Annotated in this window: 18 protein-coding genes and 1 tRNA gene; 7 read left to right on the forward strand and 12 right to left on the reverse strand. The window is 63.8% G+C overall.

The window, feature by feature from the left end; all coding sequences use genetic code 11:
* Nucleotides 1-28: 28 nt before the first annotated feature.
* A complete protein-coding gene (gene rpoB / locus CXR00_RS02125) occupies nt 29-3,529 on the reverse strand; it encodes a DNA-directed RNA polymerase subunit beta (protein ID WP_104053681.1) in 3,501 nt (1,166 codons plus the stop codon).
* Between the two features lie 489 nt (nt 3,530-4,018).
* On the opposite strand from rpoB, the gene CXR00_RS02130 reads away from it, so the two are divergent.
* Nucleotides 4,019-5,239: an acetyl-CoA C-acetyltransferase gene (locus CXR00_RS02130; protein WP_104052753.1), complete on the forward strand. Its 1,221-nt coding sequence runs from the start codon at nt 4,019-4,021 to the stop codon at nt 5,237-5,239.
* A 143-nt stretch (nt 5,240-5,382) separates the two neighbouring features.
* Here the strand turns inward: CXR00_RS02130 and rplL are convergent, their stop codons facing one another.
* The 8 genes from rplL to CXR00_RS02170 form a co-directional block, all read right to left on the reverse strand.
* Entirely contained in the window at nt 5,383-5,757 is a 375-nt protein-coding gene (gene rplL, locus CXR00_RS02135; RefSeq protein ID WP_104052754.1) for a 50S ribosomal protein L7/L12, read from the reverse strand.
* 78 nt (nt 5,758-5,835) lie between these two features.
* Nucleotides 5,836-6,399 (reverse strand): 50S ribosomal protein L10, encoded by a 564-nt coding sequence (gene rplJ / locus CXR00_RS02140; protein WP_104052755.1) that lies wholly within the window; start codon nt 6,397-6,399, stop codon nt 5,836-5,838.
* Nucleotides 6,400-6,684: 285 nt separating this feature from the next.
* Nucleotides 6,685-7,776, reverse strand: a complete 1,092-nt coding sequence (locus CXR00_RS02145) for a GNAT family N-acetyltransferase (protein ID WP_104052756.1) — start codon at nt 7,774-7,776, stop codon at nt 6,685-6,687.
* Between the two features lie 107 nt (nt 7,777-7,883).
* Nucleotides 7,884-8,591, reverse strand: a complete 708-nt coding sequence (gene rplA, locus CXR00_RS02150) for a 50S ribosomal protein L1 (protein ID WP_104052757.1) — start codon at nt 8,589-8,591, stop codon at nt 7,884-7,886.
* A gap of 140 nt (nt 8,592-8,731) precedes the next feature.
* A complete protein-coding gene (rplK, locus tag CXR00_RS02155) occupies nt 8,732-9,163 on the reverse strand; it encodes a 50S ribosomal protein L11 (protein ID WP_104052758.1) in 432 nt (143 codons plus the stop codon).
* Nucleotides 9,164-9,292: 129 nt separating this feature from the next.
* Entirely contained in the window at nt 9,293-10,084 is a 792-nt protein-coding gene (gene nusG / locus CXR00_RS02160) for a transcription termination/antitermination protein NusG (RefSeq protein WP_104052759.1), read from the reverse strand.
* Nucleotides 10,085-10,185: 101 nt separating this feature from the next.
* Complete coding sequence (gene secE, locus CXR00_RS02165) at nt 10,186-10,467, reverse strand: preprotein translocase subunit SecE (RefSeq protein ID WP_104052760.1); 282 nt, start codon at nt 10,465-10,467, stop codon at nt 10,186-10,188.
* Nucleotides 10,468-10,548: 81 nt separating this feature from the next.
* Nucleotides 10,549-10,621 (reverse strand) — tRNA-Trp (locus tag CXR00_RS02170).
* A gap of 320 nt (nt 10,622-10,941) precedes the next feature.
* On the opposite strand from CXR00_RS02170, the gene CXR00_RS02175 reads away from it, so the two are divergent.
* Nucleotides 10,942-12,162, forward strand: a complete 1,221-nt coding sequence (locus CXR00_RS02175) for a pyridoxal phosphate-dependent aminotransferase (RefSeq protein WP_104052761.1) — start codon at nt 10,942-10,944, stop codon at nt 12,160-12,162.
* Between the two features lie 22 nt (nt 12,163-12,184).
* On the opposite strand, the gene CXR00_RS02180 is transcribed toward CXR00_RS02175, so the two are convergent.
* Both CXR00_RS02180 and CXR00_RS02185 read right to left on the reverse strand, forming a co-directional pair.
* Entirely contained in the window at nt 12,185-12,838 is a 654-nt protein-coding gene (locus CXR00_RS02180) for a response regulator transcription factor (protein ID WP_104052762.1), read from the reverse strand.
* On the reverse strand, nt 12,835-14,187 hold the full coding sequence (locus CXR00_RS02185; protein ID WP_104052763.1) for an ATP-binding protein: 1,353 nt from the start codon (nt 14,185-14,187) through the stop codon (nt 12,835-12,837). The genes CXR00_RS02180 and CXR00_RS02185 overlap by 4 nt, the downstream gene beginning before the upstream one ends.
* A 134-nt stretch (nt 14,188-14,321) precedes the next feature.
* Here CXR00_RS02185 and CXR00_RS02190 point away from each other — a divergent pair, with 134 nt between their 5' ends.
* From CXR00_RS02190 to CXR00_RS02210, 5 genes are all read left to right on the forward strand, one after another.
* The gene (locus CXR00_RS02190) at nt 14,322-15,644 is read left to right on the forward strand and encodes a PspC domain-containing protein (protein ID WP_181032453.1); all 1,323 of its coding nucleotides are present in this window, start codon (nt 14,322-14,324) and stop codon (nt 15,642-15,644) included.
* Complete coding sequence (locus tag CXR00_RS02195) at nt 15,641-15,940, forward strand: hypothetical protein (RefSeq protein WP_258060247.1); 300 nt, start codon at nt 15,641-15,643, stop codon at nt 15,938-15,940. Before CXR00_RS02190 ends, CXR00_RS02195 begins: the two co-directional genes overlap by 4 nt.
* A gap of 4 nt (nt 15,941-15,944) precedes the next feature.
* The gene (locus tag CXR00_RS02200; protein ID WP_104052767.1) at nt 15,945-16,184 is read left to right on the forward strand and encodes a PspC domain-containing protein; all 240 of its coding nucleotides are present in this window, start codon (nt 15,945-15,947) and stop codon (nt 16,182-16,184) included.
* Nucleotides 16,185-16,312: 128 nt separating this feature from the next.
* Nucleotides 16,313-17,341, forward strand: coding sequence for a 6-phosphofructokinase (locus tag CXR00_RS02205; RefSeq protein ID WP_104052769.1), 1,029 nt, complete (start codon nt 16,313-16,315; stop codon nt 17,339-17,341).
* Nucleotides 17,342-17,383: 42 nt separating this feature from the next.
* Nucleotides 17,384-18,103, forward strand: coding sequence for an N-acetyltransferase (locus tag CXR00_RS02210; RefSeq protein WP_104052771.1), 720 nt, complete (start codon nt 17,384-17,386; stop codon nt 18,101-18,103).
* Nucleotides 18,104-18,131: 28 nt separating this feature from the next.
* Here the strand turns inward: CXR00_RS02210 and CXR00_RS02215 are convergent, their stop codons facing one another.
* Nucleotides 18,132-18,533, reverse strand: coding sequence for an ankyrin repeat domain-containing protein (locus CXR00_RS02215; RefSeq protein WP_104052773.1), 402 nt, complete (start codon nt 18,531-18,533; stop codon nt 18,132-18,134).
* Nucleotides 18,534-18,561: the final 28 nt, after the last annotated feature.

Raw genomic sequence — 18,561 nt, forward strand, 5'->3', positions numbered from 1 at the left:
GCCCGCTGATGCGGGCCGGCCGGCTCGGCTAAACCTCTTCTACGGAGCTGGGCTCTGCGCGGGACAGATCGATACCCAGTTCTTCCGCGGCCCGGAAGACTTCTTCATCCGAGTCACGCATTTCAATCGTGTTGCCCTCGGTGGAGAGTACTTCCACATTCAGGCAGAGCGACTGCATTTCCTTGATGAGCACCTTGAAGGACTCGGGAACACCCGGCTCCGGGATGTTCTCGCCCTTGACGATGGCTTCGTAGACCTTCACGCGGCCATGGATGTCATCGGACTTGATCGTCAGCAGCTCCTGCAGCGTGTAGGCGGCGCCGTACGCTTCCAGGGCCCAAACTTCCATTTCACCGAAGCGCTGGCCACCGAACTGTGCCTTACCACCCAGCGGCTGCTGCGTGATCATGGAGTACGGACCGGTGGAGCGTGCGTGGATCTTGTCATCAACAAGGTGGTGCAGCTTCAGGATGTACATGTAACCCACGGAGATGGGCTCCGGGAACGGCTGGCCGGAGCGGCCATCGTACATGCGGGCCTTACCGGAGGCGCCGATCAGGCGGTTGCCGTCACGGGTCACGTTGGTGGAATCGAGCAGGCCGGTGATTTCATCTTCACTGGCGCCGTCGAACACCGGGGTGGCGACCGTGGTGGGGCCGGATTCGCGCGGCAGTTCCGGCAGGTTCTTGACCCAGTCGGGGTTGCCGTCGATCTTCCAGCCCTGCTTGGCAGCCCAGCCGAGGTGGATTTCCAGGACCTGGCCGACGTTCATTCGACCCGGAACACCCAGCGGGTTCAGGACGATGTCAACGGGGGTTCCGTCTTCCATGAACGGCATGTCCTCGATCGGAAGGATCTTGGAAATGACGCCCTTGTTGCCGTGGCGGCCGGCCAGCTTGTCGCCGTCCGTGATCTTGCGCTTGTGCGCCACGTAGACGCGCACCAGCTGGTTCACGCCCGGGGGCAGCTCGTCGTCGTTGTCGCGGTCGAAGATGCGGACACCGATGACCGTTCCGGACTCGCCGTGGGGCACCTTCAGGGAAGTGTCGCGGACTTCGCGGCTCTTCTCGCCGAAGATGGCGCGCAGCAGACGCTCTTCCGGGGTCAGTTCCGTTTCACCCTTGGGGGTGACGCGGCCAACCAGGATGTCGCCGGCTTCAACCTCGGCACCAATGTGGATGATGCCGCGCTCGTCCAGCTGGGAGAGCACTTCCTCGGACACGTTCGGGATGTCACGGGTGATTTCCTCGGCACCAAGCTTGGTGTCGCGGGCATCAACTTCGTGCTCCTCGATGTGGATGGAAGTCAGGACATCGTCGGAGACCATGCGCTGCGAGAGGATGATGGCATCTTCGTAGTTGTGGCCTTCCCATGACATGAATGCCACGAGCAGGTTCTTACCCAGAGCCAGTTCACCCTGGTCCGTGGAGGGACCGTCGGCGATGATGCTGTTGACCTCGACGCGTGCGCCTTCGGAAACCAGTACCCGCTGGTTGTACGCGTTGCCCTGGTTGGAGCGTGCGAACTTCATGATCGGGTAGTTGGACTCGGTGCCGTCGTCGTTCATGACGGTAACGAGCTCAGCGGAGACCTCGGTGACAACACCGGGCTTGACGGCGGTAACGGAGTCACCGGCGTCAACGGCGGCGTACTTCTCCATGCCGGTACCCACGACGGGGCGCTCGGAACGGAGCAGCGGGACAGCCTGGCGCTGCATGTTCGCACCCATGAGGGCGCGGTTGGCGTCATCGTGTTCCAGGAACGGAATCAGGGCCGTAGCCACCGACACCATCTGGCGCGGGGAGACGTCCATGTACTCGACGCCTTCGGGCTCAACGAGAACGGGCTCGCCGGAACCGCCGCGCGCACGGACGAGGACCAGGTCCTCGGCGAAGTGCTGGTCTTCGCGCAGCGGAGCGTTTGCCTGGGCAATGGTGCGCTCAACTTCGTCGTCAGCGGTCAGGTAATCAACCTGGTCGGTGACAACGCCGTCGATGACCTTGCGGTACGGGGTCTCGATGAAGCCGAACGCGTTGATCCGGGCGTAGGACGCCAGCGAACCGATCAGACCAATGTTCGGGCCTTCAGGGGTTTCGATGGGGCACATGCGGCCGTAGTGCGAGGGGTGGACGTCTCGGACTTCCATGCCTGCGCGGTCACGGGACAGACCACCCGGGCCCAGCGCGGACAGGCGGCGCTTGTGCGTCAGTCCGGCGAGCGGGTTGTTCTGGTCCATGAACTGCGAGAGCTGGGAGGTTCCGAAGAACTCCTTGATCGCTGCCACGACGGGGCGGATGTTGATCAGCGTCTGGGGCGTGATGGCCTCGACGTCCTGAGTGGTCATGCGCTCACGGACAACGCGCTCCATGCGGGACAGGCCCGTGCGGATCTGGTTCTCGATGAGTTCACCGACGGCGCGGATACGGCGGTTGCCGAAGTGGTCGATGTCATCGACCTCGACGCGGATGTCAACATCCTCGCCGTTGCGCTTGCCCGGGACGGTCTTCTCGCCGGCGTGCAGCGCCACCAGGAACTTGATCATGGCGACGATGTCGTCGTTGTTCAGGACCGAGGCGTCAGAATCCGTCAGCGGCTTGTCGATGCCCAGCTTGCGGTTGATCTTGTAGCGGCCAACCTTGGCCAGGTCATAGCGCTTCGGGTTGAAGTACAGGTTGTCCAGCAGGGTCTGGGCAGCCTCGACCGTGGGCGGCTCGCCCGGACGGAGCTTGCGGTAGATGTCCAGCAGGGCATCTTCGCGGGTTTCCGTGGGGTCCTTCTCCAGGGTGGCACGGATGGAGTCGTACTCGCCGAAGGTTTCCAGGATCTGGCCTTCGGTCCAGCCCAGTGCCTTCAGCAGCACGGTGACGGACTGCTTGCGCTTGCGGTCCAGGCGGACGCCCACCTGGTCGCGCTTGTCGATTTCCAGTTCGAACCATGCACCGCGGGAAGGAATGATCTTCGCGGTGTAGATGTCCTTGTCACTGGTCTTGTCAGCGGTGCGCTCGAAGTAGGCACCCGGGGAACGGACCAGCTGGGAAACCACGACACGCTCGGTGCCGTTGATGACGAACGTTCCCTTGTCTGTCATGAGGGGGAAGTCGCCCATGAACACGGTCTGCTGCTTGATTTCGCCCGTGTTGTTGTTCATGAACTCGGCTTTAACGTACAGAGGGGCCGAGTACGTGGCGTCCCGGTCCTTGCACTCAGCCATGGTGTACTTCGGGTCGGCAAACTCCGGCTCCGAGAAGCTCAGGGACATGGTGCCCTGGAAATCCTCGATCGGGGAAATTTCCTCGAAGATGTCGGCCAGGCCGGAGGTGGTGGCAATGCCCTGTTCCCCGGTCTGCTTGGCCTCTTCTACGCGCGCTTTCCAGCGCTCGTTGCCGACAAGCCAGTCAAAGCTGTCGGTCTGCAGGGCAAGAAGATTGGGAACGTCAAGCGGTTCGTGAATCTTTGCGAATGAAATCCGGGGAGCGATGTTCTCCGGGATGTTAGCGGTTGCATTATTAGAGGTGCTCGAGGCGACCAAGAGGGATCCTTCCACAGACCTTCAGGCGTGTTTCGCGCCTCCTTCTCTGCACAGAGCGGACCTGGTCCGCGTGCGTCCTTGCATCCGGCCGGGCGCGCAAAACGCTGCCTGGCACAGGACGGAGCCCACCGCTATATGAAGGCTGAAGGTTAAGAGAGGGAAGCAAATATCTACTATAGGGCATTATGGGCAGACAAGTCTACCCGGTCCCTGAAACCCTGCGTGGCTCAACCCGCCGGGCAAGGCAGGAATCGTGTTCCAGCCGGCCGCTTTACGGGGAGCTACAGGCAACACCGGCGCACCGCTGACGCATCGGATACAGATACCTTACCGCACGCGGCCCCAATTGTGCGCGCCGGTGCCCGGCCGCCCGCCGAGTGCGGTGTGACTCTTCTCTCCCCGCACCCGTGTCTTGGCGTACCCTTATTCCAGCGTGGTCCGCATCACCGGGCTCACAGCAGATTCGACGACGAAAGAGACTATTCCGCCATGAGCAACCGTCCAGACCAAGATGCAGCAGCCATGACCGAAGTGGTCATCGTCGGTGGTGCACGCACCCCGCAGGGACGACTGAACGGCCAGCTTGCCTCTTTTAGCGCCGTGGAGCTCGGCGCCTTCGCCATTGCGGGTGCTTTGGAGCAGGCCCGTGTGCCGGCCGCCGATGTGCACGCCGTCATCATGGGTCATGTGGTCCAGGCCGGCTGCGGACAGAACCCGGCCCGCCAGTCCTCCATCAAGGCCGGCATTGGCTGGGATGTCCCCACTGTCACGATCAACAAGGTTTGCCTGTCCGGACTGGCCTCCGTGGTTGACGCCGCCCGCCTGATCCGCGGCGGTGAAGCCACGGTGGTGGTGGCCGGGGGCCAGGAATCCATGACAAACGGGCCGCACCTGCTGCCCGGGTCCCGCCAGGGTTGGAACTACGGCAACATCAGTGCCCTGGATTCCGTGGGCCATGACGGGCTGACGGACGCTTTCGACCATGACTCCATGGGCATCTCCACCGAGCGCGGCAACACCAAGCTGGCCATCAAACGGCTGGAGCAGGACGAAGTGGCCGCCGCTTCACACCGTCGGGCCGCCGCCGCCATGGCATCCGGGGTGTTCGAAACCGAGATTGTGCCCGTCACTGTTCCGCAGCGCCGGGGCGAGCCGCTCATCCTTACCTCCGACGAAGGCGTGCGTCCCGCTACGACCACCGAAACACTGGCCGGCCTCCGTCCTGCCTTTGATCCCGAAGGCACCATCACGGCAGGCAACTCATCGCCGCTTTCCGACGGCGCCGCCGCGCTGATTCTCACCACACGCGCCTACGCGGAAGAGAACGGTCTCGATGTCCTGGCGGTGGTGGGTGCCCCGGGGCAGGTGGCCGGTCCCGACAACAGCCTGCATTCACAGCCCTCCAACGCCATCTTTGCCGCCCTGAACCGGGCAGGCTGGACCCCCGCGGACCTGGATTTCATCGAGATCAATGAAGCCTTCGGTGCTGTGGCCGTCCAGTCCCTGAATGAACTGGGAATGGATTTGGACCAGTGCAATCTGTACGGCGGTGCCATCGCCCTGGGTCACCCGATCGGAGCCTCGGGTGCCCGGCTGGCTCTGACCGCAGCCTTCGAGCTGCAGCGGCGCGGCACCGGCAAAGCTGCGGTTGCCCTGTGCGGCGGCGGCGGCCAGGGTGAAGCACTGCTGCTGTTCCGCGACGAGGCCTGACTAGCCCGTTCTCCCGCCGGCCAGAGGCTCCGTCCGCGCACCGGACAGCACCAGGCTGCGGCGGCCATCTAGACAGAAAGACCCCGTCCCAAGGGACGGGGTCTTTCTGTCTGCGCGGCGTCAAGCCGCGAAGGGAAAAACTACTACTTGACGGTAACCGTGGCGCCGGCAGCCTCGAGGGCTTCCTTTGCCTTCTCTGCGGCTTCCTTCGTAGCGCCTTCCAGGACAGCCTTCGGGGCGCTGTCGACAACGTCCTTGGCTTCCTTCAGGCCCAGGGAAGTCAGGGCACGAACTTCCTTGATGACTGCGATCTTCTTGTCGCCTGCAGCTTCGAGGATGACGTCGAATTCAGTCTTCTCGTCTTCGGCCTCGGCAGCACCGGCGGCGGGACCGGCAACTGCAACAGCAGCAGCGGTAACGTCGAAGGTCTCTTCGAAGAGCTTCACGAAGTCGGAGAGCTCGATGATGGACAGTTCCTTGAAGGCTTCAATGAGCTCTTCGTTGGTCAGCTTCGCCATGGTGTGGCGTCCTTCCTATAAGTGGTGCGCGGGCACCTTAGTGGTGCGACGGCACCGGAGTGTGGATTGGAAGAGCGATTACTCTTCGGTGGCTGCTTCAGCGGCCGGAGCTTCTTCTGCGGCGGCCGGAGCCTCTTCCGCGGCGGGAGCAGAATCGCTTCCCTCTTCAAGCTTGACGCGCAGGGCATCGACCGAGCGTGCCAGCATGGACATCGGTGCCTTGAGGACACCGGCGACGCGTGCAAGCTGGAGCTCACGGGATTCAAGGGCAGCCAAGGCGGCAACACCGGTAGCATCCAGGGCATTGCCCTCGAAGACACCGGTCTTGATGATCAGCTGCGGGTTGGTCTTGGCAAAATCCGTCAGGCTCTTTGCAGCTGCAACTGCGTCACCCTTGATGAAGGCAATTGCAGTGGGGCCGGAGAGCTGGCCGTCGAACGCGTCGATGCCGGCTTCCTTGGCTGCAATGCCAGTCAGGGTGTTCTTGACGACCGAGTACTTGGTGTCCTGGCCGAGCGAACGACGCAGCTCCTTGAGCTGTGCAACGGTGAGCCCGCGGTATTCGGTTAGGACAGCAGCGGTTGATTCCTTGAAATCTGTGGTGATTTCTTCAACTGCCGATACCTTTGTTGGCGTTGCCATAACCCTCCTTCCGGGGAATAGTGCCGGTGGATCGGGTCCCGAACATAAAAAACGCCCCGGGCAGATGCACGGGGCTTAGCAGCAGGTACGCATTGACGCGCACCGTTTGGCTGAGTTCGTTCACCTGCGCAGGCCGCCCTGTGAAGGGACTTTCGGATGTCCGATCAACCGGAGTCCACCCGCGGTCCCGGAGATCCAGGATGAGAGTGGGATTGAAAGCACATCGACCGACGGTCTTTGGTATCTCCAGCGTACGGGAGAATCCCGGGCAGGCCAAATCGGCCTTCAGAGAACCTTCTGCCACTCCCCCGAATATCCGACGGGCTCAAACCCCAGCTCCTCGTTGATGGCCAGCATGTGCACGTTCTCGGCGGCGTTCCAGGTCCAGACCCGGGCCGCGTCCGGAAGCTCCTGCCGCAGCCGCATCAGGTTTGCGGCCTTGAGCACCATGCCAAGTCCGTGCCCCCGGTGCTGCTTCAGGACCAGGGTGTCGTCCTGGAACGCCACCGCCGGGTTGCTGTTAAAGACCATCAGCACCGTGTGCCCGGCCAGCTGTCCGCTGGAAACATGGCGGACGGCGCTCACCAGCTCCTCGGCATCCATGTCACGCACCTTCGCCTCGCCTTCACGGACGCGTCCGGCGTCCCACCGCTCCTCCTCGACGTCAAGGCCGGCCATGGGGGCATCCGTGCTCATCCTTTGCCGCAGCAGCGCGTACGCATCCACAAGGTGCTCCGGGCAGGCACCCTGCCAGAACTCCAGGGCATAGTCCGGTCCGGCAGCCGCCGCGGCAGCGTCCAGCTTCCCCTGCCAGTCAATGCTGCCCGTCAAATCCAGGAGGCTGACCCGTTCCACCTGTTCCAGCTCAAAGTGCCGGTCCGCGGCAAAGCGTGCGGCACTGTCCGCAGGAATGGCTCCGATCCCGCTCTTCGGTGCCAGCACCGGGCCGGAATCAGAGCCCGGCCGCACAGGATGATCAGTTTCCCCCAAAAGGGTTCGGCGCCCGTCGGCCGCTGCAGCCTGCTCAACCGCCGCATACAGGCGCTTTCCCAGCCCGGTCCGCCGCATACCGGGAGCCACGGCCACATTCACCCATGCCGAGTGGATGTTGTCCAGCATCGGCAGCTTCAACGCGGCCACTCCCACCAGCTCGTCGCCGATCCGCGCACCCAGCAGAATCCGCCGCCGCATTGATGAAGGACGAAAGCCCGCCAGCTGCGTCTGGGGCGCGTCCCGGAAGTCGTCATTGCCCCACGTCTCGCGCAGGGCGTCATTCAGAAGCTCAACGGCGGCGATGAAATCCGCCGAAGCAGGATCCGAAGAATCCAGGCTCCCGGGGATGGGCAGCGGAGCGATAACCGCAGAGTCAGGTGTCATGGATCACATCCTGCCGCAACCTGCTGCAGGGCACAAAAAAGCGGCCGCAGCGAGATGCTGCGGCCGCCTTTGAGACGGAATCGGAACGCTGGCGCCCCTAAGCCGAATTATGCGTCGGCGAGAACCTTCGTGACGTTGGGGTCAACGGAGATGCCCGGGCCGAACGTGGTGGAAACGGTTGCCTTCTGGATGTAGCGGCCCTTGGAAGCGGACGGCTTCAGGCGCAGGACTTCCTCCAGGGCTGCGGCGTAGTTCTCGGCCAGCTTCTGCTGGTCGAAGGACACCTTGCCGATGATGAAGTGCAGGTTGGAGTGCTTGTCGACGCGGAAGTCGATCTTGCCGCCCTTGATGTCGGTGACAGCCTTGGCGACGTTCGGGGTAACCGTGCCGGTCTTCGGGTTCGGCATCAGGTTACGCGGGCCGAGGACGCGGCCCAGGCGGCCGACCTTGCCCATCATGTCGGGGGTGGCAACGGCGGCGTCGAAGTCGACCCAGCCTGCTGCAACCTTTTCGATCATGTCATCGGAACCAACGAAGTCAGCGCCGGCTGCAATAGCCTGCTCTGCCTTCTCGCCCGTTGCGAAAACCAGGACGCGGGCGGTCTTACCCGTACCGTGGGGCAGGTTAACCGTGCCGCGGACCATCTGGTCGGCCTTGCGGGGATCGACGCCCAGGCGGAATGCGACCTCTACGGTGGCATCAAACTTGGACGGGTTGGTTTCCTTCGCCAGCTCTACAGCCTCAACCGGTGCGTACAGCTTGTCCGCATCGATCTTGGCTACAGCTGCTTCATATGCTTTGCTGCGCTTTGCCATCTGCTTTTTCTCCTTGTGCAGTTGTGGTCTGTCGGACCGCGCTCGGCCCTGCCACACGCCGTCGTACCCTATGGCACGAGCAGCTTTTTGAGTGTAAATGTTTGTTCGGCGGGCGAACCCGCGTCACGGAAAAGGCGTTATTAGCCTTCTACGGTGATACCCATGGAGCGGGCGGTGCCGGCGATGATCTTGGCAGCAGCCTTGACGTCGTTGGCGTTGAGGTCTTCCATCTTCATGGTGGCGATCTCTTCGACCTGAGCCTGGGTCAGGTTGGCAACCTTGGCGGTGTGCGGGGTTGCGGAACCCTTGGCAACACCGGCAGCCTTCTTGATCAGCTGAGCAGCCGGAGGAGTCTTCGTGATGAAGGTGAACGAACGGTCTTCGTAAACGGTGATTTCAACCGGGATAACGTTGCCGCGCTGGGATTCCGTTGCAGCGTTGTACGCCTTGCAGAATTCCATGATGTTGACACCGTGCTGGCCAAGTGCCGGACCAATCGGAGGAGCCGGGTTGGCGGCACCTGCGTTGATCTGCAGCTTGATGAGGCCGGTGACCTTTTTCTTGGGGGCCATGAAAGGGTCCTTCTCTAAATTATGTTCCCGGGGAACAGGAGCGTCCGTCCGGGTTGGTGGCCGCCATGGCGTGGCGGCCGGACGCTGCCGGCAGGGTAAAGCGGACCTGCAGACAACGAAGTCTTTGTGTTACTGCAGCTTGGTGACCTGGCCGAAGCCAAGCGTAACCGGAGTCTCGCGCTCGAAGATGGTCACGAGGACCACCAGCTGCTGGGACTCGGGCTTGATCTCGGAGATCGTGGCCTGAAGCGTCTCGAACGGTCCTTCGTTGACCGTAACGGGCTCGCCGACCTCGAAGTCCACTGCGTAGTTCGAAGATTCCTGCGCGGGCTTGCCGGCTTCGATCTTCGGGGAAACCACGGTGTGCTCCAGCATGGAGTAAACCTCTTTGAGGCTCAGCGGCACCGGGTTGTGGGCGTTGCCCACGAAGCCTGTAACACCGGGGGTGTGTCGCACAACACCCCAGGAGGCGTCGGTCAGTTCCATACGGACCAGCACGTAACCGGGGATTCGGACCCGGTTGACGATCTTGCGGGTCGTGTTCTTGATCTCGACGACTTCCTCCATCGGGACCTGGATTTCGAAGATGTTATCTTCCATTTCCATGGTCTGGATGCGGGTCTCAAGATTGGCCTTGACGCGGTTTTCGTAACCTGCGTAGGAGTGGATGACGTACCAGTCACCCTCCTGGCGCCGCAGCTTGGCCTTGAAGGCTTCTGCGGGATCTTCCTCGGGCTCTTCTTCAGAGTCTTCGGAGTCTGCGGAATCAGAGTTCACGGCCTCATCGGCGGCGTCGGCATCCTCTGCCGGAACGTCGGCCTCAGCGGGCGCCTCGGCGACGTCTGCTGCGGTCGTTTCATCCTCGGCATCCAGATCAGCGGCATTGTCATTGATCTGTGATTCGAGTTCTTGCTCGGACACGTAGATTCCTGCTTTCTTCTTCAGAGCTCTATAGGGTTTGTCACTAGCTCCAGCTCAAAGGCCTGAGGTTCCTGCCCTTGGGGCGGGGCTCAAGGAAGGCGCTAGCTCTCGCCGCTGCCCTCACCGAAGATCCACAGTGCTCCCGCACCAAAGACAAAATCCAGAACTGTCACGATAACTATCATCACGACCACGAAGGCCAGGACCACGAGGGTGTATCTCAGCAGTTCCTTGCGGGTGGGGGTGACCACCTTTTTCAGTTCTGCAATGACCTGACGCAGGAAGAGCGCAATGGCCGCGAAGAAGCCGCGCTTCTTGGGCCCGCTGGAGGGGTGTCCCTTGGAGCTGCCGGCAGCTGTCTCGGTCACCATCGCCTCACTCATCTGTTCGGTTCACAGCCGCAGCAAGTGCTGGGACTGCTGCTTCATGAAGGACTGCTGAGCTGCCGTGATGACAGCCGTGCGCAGGGCAGACAGGACTCGAACCTGCAACCTGCGGTTTTGGAGACCGCTGCGCTACCAATTGCGCCACTACCCTATGGAGGAAACCACTCTACCGGTAATAACCGTCGTCAGCGAACCGGCGACAGGCACAGACCAGTGTTGGGACTTCAACACGAAGATCAAGTCTACTCAATGTTTGCTGTTCCGTCGAACCGGCGTTTTACGACGGCGGATTGCCGTGCATTTTCCGATGCTCAGCACGCTGTTGGCCGCCTGGTTTTTCCGCGGCAGCACCGTAAGAAAAGGCGTGCACCGGCCCCTGCACCTAAACTGGAACCGGCAGCCGGATATCCGGCAGCCGCGTATGCCATAAGTCCCCTTCGGGAAATCAACGCAACCACAGACGGGAACGCCATGCCTTCCACCGGCCGAATTTCAGAGCGCATCGCTTCGATCGCGGAGTCCGCGACACTTGCCGTAGACGCCAAGGCGAAGGCACTCAAGGCAGCAGGGCGGCCGGTGATTGGCTTCGGTGCAGGCGAGCCGGATTTCCCGACCCCGGAGTACATTGTCGACGCGGCGGTCGAGGCCGCCCGCAACCCGCGCTTCCACCGCTACTCCCCCGCCGGCGGGCTGCCTGAACTGAAAAAGGCCATCGCGGAGAAAACGCTGCGCGATTCCGGTTATGCCGTGGACCCGAGCCAAATCCTGGTGACCAACGGCGGCAAGCAGGCGGTTTACGAGGCCTTCGCCACCCTGCTGAACCCCGGCGACGAGGTTCTGCTCCCCGCTCCCTACTGGACGACGTATCCGGAAGCCATCCGGCTGGCCGGCGGCGTTCCCGTGGAAGTGTTTGCCGGCCCCGAGCAGGGATACATGGTCACCGTGGAGCAGCTCGAGGCAGCCTGCACCGACAAGACCAAGCTCCTGCTGTTTTGCTCGCCGTCCAACCCCACCGGCGCCGTTTATCCCGCCGAGCAGGTTGCCGAAATCGGCCGGTGGGCTGCAGCCCGCGGCCTCTGGGTAGTCACCGATGAGATCTATGAACACCTGACGTACGACGGCGTGGAGTTCACTTCCATTGCGACCGCGGCGCCTGAGCTCGGCGACAGGGTGGTAGTGCTCAATGGTGTAGCCAAGACCTACGCTATGACCGGCTGGCGCGTGGGCTGGATGATTGCCGCCGCGGACGTGATCAAGGCTGCCACCAACCTCCAGTCCCATCTGTCCTCCAATGTGGCCAACGTTTCCCAGATGGCCGCACTTGCTGCTGTCTCCGGTCCGCTGACCGCCGTGGAAGAGATGAAAACAGCCTTCGACCGCCGCCGCAAAGCCATGGTGACGGCACTGAACTCGGTTGACGGCGTCGACTGCCCCATGCCGGAAGGCGCTTTCTACGCTTATGCCGACGTTCGGCAGCTGCTGGGCAAGGAGTTCCCCGGCTCTGACGGTCCGGTCCGGCCGCAGACCTCGGCCGAGCTGGCGGCGCTGATCCTGGAAACGGTGGAGGTGGCAGTGGTTCCCGGCGAGGCATTTGGCCCCTCCGGCTACCTCCGCCTGTCCTATGCACTGGGCGACGAGGACCTCGCCGAAGGCATGTCCCGCCTGACGGAATTCCTCGGCAAGGCCAGCTGACCCGGCCCCGGACTGCGGGGAACTAAAGAAGCCGGCGTGCCGCAGCCCAGCGGGTGAGTTCGTGCCGGTTGGAAAGCTGGAGTTTTCGCAGGACGGCCGAAACATGGGTTTCGACCGTCCTGGCGGAGATGAAAAGCTCCTTGGCCACTTCCTTGTAGCTGTAGCCGCGGGCGATCAGGCGCATGACCTCCAGCTCGCGGGCGGAGAGGCGGTCCAGCTCGTCGTCGACCGCGGCGACCGCAGCCGTTCCGAACGCATCCAGGACAAAACCCGCGAGCCGGGGCGAGAACACCGCGTCGCCGCCTGCCACCCGCACCACGGCATCGGAGATCTCGGCACCGGAGATCGTTTTGGTGACGTAGCCGCGGGCGCCGGCGCGGATCACGGTCACCACATCCTCGGCCGCGTCCGAAACGCTGAGCGCGAGGAACCGGGTGCTGCCCAGCAAATCGCGGCAACCGGCTATGACTTCGGCCCCGCCGCCTCCCACTCCGCCGGGCAGATGTACATCAAGGAGGACGACGGCGGGGCGGTGGGCGCGGATGACGGCGACGGCCGATTCCACGGTATCCGCCTCGGCCACAACGCGGAGCCGGGAGTCCAGGTCCGCTTTCAGGCCCGAACGGAAGATTGCGTGGTCATCAACCACTACGACGTCGATGGTGCCGGGAATCATTTGCGCTCCGATGACTGCTGGTTGTTCTCTGTGGTTTCCGTTGATGGGGCAGCTCCCGTTGCCGGGTTTGTTTCCGTTGCCGGGCGGGTCAGCGGCAGGGCCAGCCGCACTTCGGTTCCGTCCGGCCCGCTGCGGATGACGGCGGTGCCGCCGTGGCGCCTCATGCGGCCGACAATTGACTCGCGGACACCGAGCCGGTCTTCGGGCACTTCCTCGGGATTGAAGCCGGGTCCGCGGTCGCGGATGAAGACCTCAGCACGATCAGCGGTGCATTCCACGTAGACCGAGACCGGTCCGGGTGCATGCTGGGCCGCGTTGATCAGCGCCGCCCGTGCGGCCTGGACCAGAGCGTCCGCAGGCTGGTCCAGGGTCGCATCACCCACCGCCACCACCTCCACGGGGTACCCGTACTCGTCCTCAACCGAAGCAGCCACCGCTTTGAGGCGGTCCGACAGCTGTCCGGCCGTCCGCGGATCATCAGCGTAGAGCCACCGCCGCAGCTCGCGCTCCTGCGCCCGTGCCAGACGCAGAACGTCCTGCTCCGAGCCGGACCGGTTTTGGATCAGGGCCAGGGTCTGCAGAACCGAGTCATGCAGGTGCGCGGCAATTTCCGCCCGTTCCCGCTCCCGGATCCGGCCTGTCCGCTCCGTTTCCAAATCCCGCCAGTACTTTACGGCCCATGGCGCAAACACCAGTGCCACTCCGGCCAAAACAGCTGCCGAGGCAAGCAGGCCTGCCAGCAGGACGTCCCAGGTCAAGGCGCCGGACACCATGAGGATCACCCCCACAACCACCAGCAGGAGTCCGCCTCCCAGCCGGAGCAGACCGGTGCGGCGGTCTGCACCCGCACGGCTGAGCAAACCCGCCCGTCGTGTTTCATCAAGCTGGGACCAGGCCAGGACGGCTCCAACAATGATGGTCCCCGCGGGAAACAGGAGCTGCCAGTTCACATCGGCGCCGAACCGCTGTGCAATGACCGCTCCGGCCACGGCAAGCAGTGCCAGCCCGGCGAGGACCTCCCTGTTGGACGCTGCTGCAATCCAGCGGGAATCTGCCGGTGCGGGTTCCCGGGCGTCGGACTCCCCGGACGGTTGCTCGTTCAGATAGGCAGCAAAGTTCCGGGCCACACTCCTCGGGTCGCGGTTGGACTGCACCTTGTCGGCGGCTTCATCCGCCGTGGGGACCAGCACCCACAACCAGGCGTACAGCACCAGGCCTGCGCCTCCGGCCAGCGCCAGCAGAACCATGACTGCCCGGACCAATCCGGCTGACCAGCCCAGGTGCCCGGCCAGCCCGGAACAGACCCCTGCCACCACGCGGTCATCTGTTCTCAGAAGCGGATGCAACATGTCCTAATCCAAGCACGTTCGCTGTCCCGGAACGTCCCGGGGGCCAGTCCCCGGTCTGTTTTCAGGGCCATCTCAGGGTTCCCTCAGGGCCGTCCCGGATGTTTCAGCAGCCTGCAGCCGGCCAGAATGGAAACATGACCCCGCAACCCCCAGTCCCGGACCCGGCCGGCTCCCCCACGGAACCCCTGCCGCCCTTTGACTCCGCTGAGAATCCCACCCGCCCGCTGCCCCGTCCCAACGGCTTCTTCACGTGGTTGCGTTCCCTGGGCATCGTCCGCGGAGAGGACCGCTGGGTGGGCGGTGTCTGTGAGGGAATCGCAACCCGCACCGGACTGGATCCGGTCCTGGTCCGGGGGCTGTTCATTGTCCTCGGCCTGTTCGGCGGCGGACTCCTGCTCTACGGCCTGGCTTGGGCCCTGTTCCCGGAGCCCGACGGACGCATCCATGCAGAGGAAGCCCTGCGCGGCTCTTGGACGTCCGGGACCACCGGAGCCCTCACAGCCACCATCCTCGGCACGGGGCCCAGCATCTGGTGGGCCGGCGATGGGCTGTTCGGCGGCCTCTTCTGGACGCTCTTCTCCATTGCGGGTGTTGGCCTGATTATTTACTGGCTGGTGACCCGTTCCGGCGGCGGCGCCGCGCGCGGCACCTCCTCTGCCTCGTCGACGCCGTCCATGCCGCCGACGTCCCCGGCTCCCTATGCCGCGGCCTCCACCCCGGGCACTGCCCCCTACACCGCGCAACGGGACACCATGCAAATGCCGGCGGGATCATCGGTCCGGCCCGCTGCGGTCCCGCCCCGCCGGCGGACCACGCCCGGAGCCGCCGAAACCGCGGTTGTCCTTGGAGCGGTGCTGCTGACCATCGGCGTCATCCTGACCCTGGATTACGCCTCGGTTATCGACATCGAAACCCCGGTGGCCGTTGCCCTCGCGGCGGGGGCGGCAGTCAACGGACTTGGCATCGTCATCCTCGGGACCCTTGGGCGTTCCTCCGGAATCCTTGGCCTGACCGCCATCGCCGCAGTGGCCGGTGCCGGCGTGGCGGGCAGCAACCTTGGCACTTTCGACACCGTCGTCGTCGCCAATCAGGGGAACTGGACACCCACTGCTTCCTCTCCGGCCACCGGGGGTTACACGCTTGCGGCCGCCGACGGGAACCTGGACCTGCGCTACCTTGCGGATGAGACAGACCCGGCCGTTGAGATCCCGGTCAACGTGGCTGCCAGCGACCTCACCATCCTGGTGCCGGACGATGTCCCCGTCCTCGTCCGCGCGGACATGTTTGCGGGCAACGTCCAGATTGACGACGGCGTCACCCTCACCGAATCCGGGGGGTTATGGAAAACAGCGGATGAACGAATGAATGACACGGACGGCGACCCCCTAGTAGTCCGTATCAAGGGAGTTGCCAGCAATGTCCTGGTGACCGTAAACGAAAGCGACCTGGACCGATGAATGCTTCCGCGTACCCCCAGGGTTCCTCCGAGCACTTCCCTGAAGATTCCCCCGCCAAGCGGCCGGTCCGGACCGGCACCATTGTCTGGGGACTGCTGATCATCGCAGCTGCGGTCCTGCTCCTGGCCTGGCTGCTGACCGACATCAGTTTCGACCCCCTGGCAGTGCTGCTGGGCCTGTTGCTGGGCAGCGGCACCGCCCTGCTGATCGGCGGCGCAATCTCCGCTTTCGGCGGCCGCAACCACTTCACCAGCGGCGGAAACGACACCCGTCGGCCCACCGGACAGGCAGACTAATACCATGAACCGTTTCTTTGACATTCTCCGTTCCTCCCCCGTCCGCCGGACCCGCGGCTGGGCCGGCGGGGTCTGCGCCGGGGTGGCAGCACGGTACGGCTGGGACGTCTCAGCGGTCCGGATAGCCGTCCTGCTCAGCTTCCTGCTGCCTTTTGTCGGAGTGTGGACCTATCTCGCCGCATGGCTCCTGCTGCCTAAGGATGACGGCACCATTGCGCTGGAGCAGCTGATCGGCAAACGCTAGCAGTCTGCAGGCTTGTTTTGGCTCCTCGGGGCCGGCTGGACCCTCCGGGCGATGGCCGGCAGCCCGGCGGTGGCTAGAATCAAGGCTGAGGATCCACCAGCTGCCCAACTGAACCAGAGGTTTTAACAATGAAGATCGGCATCCTAACCAGTGGGGGCGACTGCCCCGGACTCAACGCGGTGATCCGCGGAGCCGTCCTCAAGGGCATCAAGGTCCACAACCAGGAGTTTGTCGGGTTCCTGGACGGATGGCGCGGCGTGGTGGACGGCGACGTCATCGACCTCCCCCGAACCAGCGTCCGCGGCATTTCGAAACAGGGCGGAACCATCCTGGGGACCTCCCGCACCAATCCCTTCGAAGGACCCAACGGCGGGCCGGAAAAAATCAAGGCCACCATGGACCGGCTCGGTGTCGACGCCATCATCGCGATCGGCGGTGAGGGCACCCTGGCGGCCGCGCAGCGCCTCACAGATGCGGGCCTGAACATCGTAGGCGTTCCCAAAACCGTGGACAACGATCTGGACGCCACCGACTACACCTTCGGTTTTGACACCGCTGTGCAGATCGCCACCGAAGCGATTGACCGGCTGCGGACCACCGGTGAATCCCATCACCGCTGCATGGTCGCTGAAGTCATGGGACGCCACGTCGGCTGGATCGCGCTTCACTCCGGCATGGCTGCCGGCGCGCACGCCATCCTGATTCCGGAAAATCCACAGAGCCTGGATCAGATTGCCGAGTGGGTCACCCATGCCCGTGACCGCGGCCGCGCCCCGCTCGTCGTCGTTGCCGAGGGTTTCGTCACCACTGACATGGAGTCCCCGCACTCAGAACGCGGGCTGGACGCCTTCGGCCGGCCCCGGCTCGGCGGCATCGGAGAGCTGCTGGCCCCGGAGATCGAAGCCCGGACCGGCATCGAAACCCGTGCCACCGTCCTGGGACACATCCAGCGCGGAGGTGTTCCCACCGCTTATGACCGGGTACTGGCCACACGGCTCGGCATGGCTGCCATTGATTCCGTGATCGACGGGCTGTGGGGAACCATGGTGGCCCTGCACGGCACGGACATTGTGCACGTGGGCTTCGAAAAGGCGCTGGACAATCTCAAGACAGTTCCCCAGCACCGCTACGACGAAGCGTCCATTCTCTTCGGCTGACGGCCCTGAGCCACAGACGGGACCGGGTGTAGGTTGAAACGTATGAATTTGGATCCGGGAACGATTGCGATCATTCAGCTCGCCTGGTCCCGCCGCTTAGGCCTGGCCGATGATGCCCTGTCTGCCGCCGGGGACGGAACGCGGATCTACAGCGTGCAGGACGAGTCCCGCAGCGTATCCTTCATGCGCCTTTTTGGCCGGGAGGTCTTCTGCGGGCCCGAATGGGCGGCTCGGCGTGCCCGCGGCAAGAGCGCAGCGGAACTCAGCCGCCAAACCTCTCTCGCCGGCCTTTCCGTGGAGTACGGCGGAAGAACCGTTGGCTCCGAACATCTGTGTTTTGCCGATGCGTTCCCGGAGCCCATGGAACCGGCGGAGGAACTGGCTGTCTCCGAGGACCCGGAGATTGCCGTCCAGCTGGAGCGTCTGTGCCCGCCCGACGACGTCGCTGAAGCAGGCTTGGCGGGCAAGGAAGCGCTGTTCATAGTCGTGGATGACAGCGCAGAAGTTCCGGTTCCGCTGGCGGGCGCCGGCTACAACATCCGGGACGGCATCCTGGCTGACATCTCCACGCTCACCGCTCCGTCCAGCCGCCGGCACGGACTGGGACGCTATGTCACGTCCATTGCAGTGGAGGAGTCCATGGCGGCTGGCCTGATCCCGCAGTACCGCACGCCCCTGGACAACATCGGGGCGGCCCGGACGGCGGCCGGAGCAGGTTTCCTTGCCGTCGGGATCCGCTCCGAAGTCCAGCTGACGGCCTAGCCTTTCGGGGCAGGGTGTGGACCTGCAGTTATGGCAGCAGGGCCAGCATTTCCTGCCGCTGAAAGAATCCTGCCGTGTCCCGTGCACTCGGCGAACCGGCGTCAGGGTCCGCTCCCCCTTCAACCAGGATGCGGAAGATACCGGTGTAGCCCTTGAAGACGGCACCAGCCAGCGGGGTCTGGCCCCGGTCATTCTGGGTGTTCACATCCGCGCCCCGCTCAACCAGCAGCGCGGTCAGGCTCTCGTGGCCATGGTAGGAGGCCAGCATCACCAGTGTGTCGCCGGAGCCGTTGGTCAGGTTCACGGGCACTCCGGCATCCAGGTAACCCCGGATCCCCTCCGTATCACCGGCGCGCGCAGCATCGAACACCAAACCGGCCAGTTCGATGATGTCTTCGTCAATCTCCGGGCGGGATTCCGGGGTGCTCATGGGGATTCCTTTCAAGTGCGTACATCGG

The organism is Arthrobacter sp. 9E16, assembly GCF_002929435.1.
In the GTDB taxonomy this organism is placed as follows: domain Bacteria; phylum Actinomycetota; class Actinomycetes; order Actinomycetales; family Micrococcaceae; genus Arthrobacter_B; species Arthrobacter_B sunyaminii.

Coding starts and splice junctions, on each gene's coding strand:
- CXR00_RS02200 (WP_104052767.1), top strand. CDS start 15,945: ATGAACCGTTTCTTTGACATTCTCCGTTCCTCCCCCGTCCGCCGGACC.
- CXR00_RS02175 (WP_104052761.1), top strand. CDS start 10,942: ATGCCTTCCACCGGCCGAATTTCAGAGCGCATCGCTTCGATCGCGGAG.
- CXR00_RS02145 (WP_104052756.1), bottom strand. CDS start 7,776: ATGACACCTGACTCTGCGGTTATCGCTCCGCTGCCCATCCCCGGGAGC.
- rplL (WP_104052754.1), bottom strand. CDS start 5,757: ATGGCGAAGCTGACCAACGAAGAGCTCATTGAAGCCTTCAAGGAACTG.
- CXR00_RS02190 (WP_181032453.1), top strand. CDS start 14,322: ATGACCCCGCAACCCCCAGTCCCGGACCCGGCCGGCTCCCCCACGGAA.
- CXR00_RS02215 (WP_104052773.1), bottom strand. CDS start 18,533: ATGAGCACCCCGGAATCCCGCCCGGAGATTGACGAAGACATCATCGAA.
- CXR00_RS02205 (WP_104052769.1), top strand. CDS start 16,313: ATGAAGATCGGCATCCTAACCAGTGGGGGCGACTGCCCCGGACTCAAC.
- CXR00_RS02210 (WP_104052771.1), top strand. CDS start 17,384: ATGAATTTGGATCCGGGAACGATTGCGATCATTCAGCTCGCCTGGTCC.
- CXR00_RS02130 (WP_104052753.1), top strand. CDS start 4,019: ATGAGCAACCGTCCAGACCAAGATGCAGCAGCCATGACCGAAGTGGTC.
- rplA (WP_104052757.1), bottom strand. CDS start 8,591: ATGGCAAAGCGCAGCAAAGCATATGAAGCAGCTGTAGCCAAGATCGAT.
- secE (WP_104052760.1), bottom strand. CDS start 10,467: ATGAGTGAGGCGATGGTGACCGAGACAGCTGCCGGCAGCTCCAAGGGA.
- CXR00_RS02180 (WP_104052762.1), bottom strand. CDS start 12,838: ATGATTCCCGGCACCATCGACGTCGTAGTGGTTGATGACCACGCAATC.
- rplK (WP_104052758.1), bottom strand. CDS start 9,163: ATGGCCCCCAAGAAAAAGGTCACCGGCCTCATCAAGCTGCAGATCAAC.
- rplJ (WP_104052755.1), bottom strand. CDS start 6,399: ATGGCAACGCCAACAAAGGTATCGGCAGTTGAAGAAATCACCACAGAT.
- CXR00_RS02195 (WP_258060247.1), top strand. CDS start 15,641: ATGAATGCTTCCGCGTACCCCCAGGGTTCCTCCGAGCACTTCCCTGAA.
- CXR00_RS02185 (WP_104052763.1), bottom strand. CDS start 14,187: ATGTTGCATCCGCTTCTGAGAACAGATGACCGCGTGGTGGCAGGGGTC.